Below are 2,669 nucleotides of genomic sequence, written 5' to 3'. Positions count from 1 at the left end.
TCGACACCCGTCTTATAGTCGGCCGCGACCCGCGTCCTAACCTCGACGAAGTCCTCCCCCAACTCGAAGGAGACATTAACCGAGTTGAGAGGTATCTGGTGGCACAGTGGCAGCAGCTCCCACGTCTTCTTAGCGGCGCTCACACCAGCAAACTGCGCCCCACTAAGCGGGTCACCCTTCTCAACCTTTCCACTTCTAATTAGCTCGACAGTGTGCTTCCTAAGCCTTATCCTACCAGACGCCTCAGCCACCCTTCTGACCACTGGTTTATCGGAGATGTCAACCATCTTCATAACTCAAGAATATGTGTCAAGCCATAATAAACATTACATTAGGTGGGTGCACTGGACCGCATAAGCCTGGGTAGCCACGGAATAGGGGGATGGTCGAACACGACCATATACATGCAGGGTGGCTATGGGCTGATGGGCGCCCGCCTGCGGCTGAGGTCTGGATGGAAGCCTGGGCACCCCCCATATAGTGTTGTTGAAGGTCGGCGAGGCTTCGTAGCGGAATCACAACACACCCTTCCACGCTTCCTTAAAGACGAAACCGTTGGTTTTAGGGGTGGATTCGATTGGTTTGTAGGGTGCCCCGTGTTAGTTGTCAGCCTTGGCTTTCTTTTTCTCAGCGAATTTTTGGTCGAGTATCCCCTTATAGGCCTCGGCGCACTCCTCCCCAGAGAAGTAGTATTTTCCACCGTAATAGTGCTTGACTATGGGTTTCCCGTAGATTGTTGTGTGGCAGAAGTTGCACTTGTATTGTAGGAAGGAGTTGGCCTTCAGGGACACACCGTACTCCTCCTTGACTGTCTGGGTGATCACGTGGGCCGATATGTCGCTCAAACCGGCCTCCTTCGGAAGCCTTTCAAGGATGAGGCGGTTAAAGCTCTCCACATCATCCGCTTCGACCTCTAAGAATAGCTGTTTTTCACCCGCCACGAAGTGAGCCGCCCTCACCTCATCAATCTTAGATAAGCTCTGAGTCAGGGCTTCGGCGTCGGTCGGGTTCACCTTGGCGAACAGCACACCCCTAACCTTACCCGCTATCTTATCCGAGTCCACAACCACGGTGAACTTCTTTATGAGCCCGAGCGCCATGAGCCTCCTGATGCGTGCCTTAACAGTGGGGAGGCTCACACCCACCCTATCCGCGATGTCCTTATACAGCATCCTCCCATCCTCCTGTAGCAACTCAACTATCTGAGCATCCAAACCATCAACCCTAACAGACATCCACCAACACCACCACAACCATCCAGTGACTCATCCATAATATTAATAAGTCTAAGTATTTCTCGATTCCGCTTAAATGATTAAAGTAAAGTTTCACTATTGTTTGCAAGGATAATGGGGTCGATAAGCGTTGGCTGGATAGCCTAAGCCAGTAGCCTCGGAGTGGAGATGGAGTGTGGATGGTGTGGCCTCATACTCGGTCGCCAAACCCCTCTAGCCGTTAATTAGTCACTGGCTAAAAGTGTTTAAATCGTTGGTGGGTGAGCAAGCAATAACGTATGGGTGGGCTATGTGATGAGGACGCCTCCTCCGTGGGGGGAATTGGTTCGCAAATCAACCCAGCACGGAGCTGGCGTGTATAGTACCGGAATATTACCTATCGTGGTATGCCCTCAACTCATGTGTTTGAAGTGTTTGAGTTTGAGGGTTTAGGATAGCGGCCTTTAAGATGTTGGCGCTTAAGCCTGAAAAATTCTTACTGGAAAGCGCCGTGGGCGTCGACGTATATAAGCGCGGTAGTTTAAAAACAGAAAGACGTTAGGGGTTTTCCTTTAATGGTTTAACCAGAAGTCTCATCTTGTTTCCAGCGTATAACAAGTGTGATTGTTGATGACGGAGACATGGGATATAGCCATTCTGGGTAAGGGTGCAGCGGCTTTCGCCGCGGCGATTAAGGCTAGTGAGAAGAGCTCTGGGAAGACGCGCATAGTTATGGTTGGCACGGGTCCTATAGGTGGTACATGTGTGAATGTGGGATGCGTGCCTTCCAAGTACCTGCTTGAGGCATCACACAGGCTCTACTACTCAGCCCGGGCGGTTTTCCCCGGGGTTGGCGCGGTGAGTCCCCCCTTAGACTTCGCTAGGCTTATGGAGGGTGTGCACACACTTGTTGGCAACATGAGGAGGGAGAAGTATGAGAAGGTGCTGCGGTACTACCCCAACGTTGAGGTGGTGGATGGGAGGGCGCAGTTCGAGTCGCCAACCACGGTAAGGGTGCTGGGTGATGGCTACGAGAAGCTCATATCGGCCAAAAACTTCATCGTGGCCACTGGCTCAAGGCCCACAGCCCCACCAATCGAGGGCCTAGAGCAGACGGGGTACATCACTAGTGACAGTGTTTGGAGCCTTGAGCGCCGACCTGGGAGCCTAGCCGTGATCGGTGGTGGGGCGATAGGTCTAGAGCTCGGCCAAGCCTTCAGACACCTCGGCTCAGAGGTTACGGTGCTTGAGGCCATGCCTAGGATTGTGCCCCAGGCTGAGCCCGAGGTGTCGGAGACCCTTCAAGACGTGCTCGAGGATGAGGGTATAAAGTTCCAACTCAAGGTGCGCATAGCCCGCGTCTACAAGAAGCATGGCATGAAAGCCCTAGAGGTTGTAACCGCCCAGGGCAAGAAGGAGGTGGTGGTTGATGAGGTACTCGTTGCCACGGGTAGG

3 protein-coding genes are annotated in these 2,669 nt (G+C 52.9%); 1 reads left to right on the top strand and 2 read right to left on the bottom strand.

Going from position 1 to position 2,669, the window contains the following annotated elements:
• On the bottom strand, nucleotides 1-293 hold a 293-nt coding region (locus VKV29_RS13155), incomplete at its 3' end, for a cyclic pyranopterin monophosphate synthase MoaC (protein WP_324201771.1).
• Nucleotides 294-599: 306 nt separating this feature from the next.
• A complete protein-coding gene (locus VKV29_RS13150) occupies nucleotides 600-1,235 on the bottom strand; it encodes an Lrp/AsnC family transcriptional regulator (RefSeq protein WP_324201770.1) in 636 nt (211 codons plus the stop codon).
• 609 nt (nucleotides 1,236-1,844) lie between these two features.
• On the opposite strand from VKV29_RS13150, the gene VKV29_RS13145 reads away from it, so the two are divergent.
• Nucleotides 1,845-2,669, top strand: an 825-nt coding sequence (locus tag VKV29_RS13145; protein WP_324201769.1) for an FAD-dependent oxidoreductase, incomplete at its 3' end; no start/stop codon positions are given.

It is taken from the genome of Chthonomonas sp. (assembly GCF_035294165.1).
GTDB lineage: Bacteria > Armatimonadota > Chthonomonadetes > Chthonomonadales > Chthonomonadaceae > Chthonomonas.
The sequence above is the reverse complement of the archived record's forward strand: the minus strand, read 5'-3'. Positions and strand labels throughout refer to the sequence as shown.

What these genes read in the sequence shown, in the direction of transcription:
- VKV29_RS13150 (WP_324201770.1), bottom strand. Translation starts at nt 1,235, where the DNA reads ATGTCTGTTAGGGTTGATGGTTTGGATGCTCAGATAGTTGAGTTGCTA.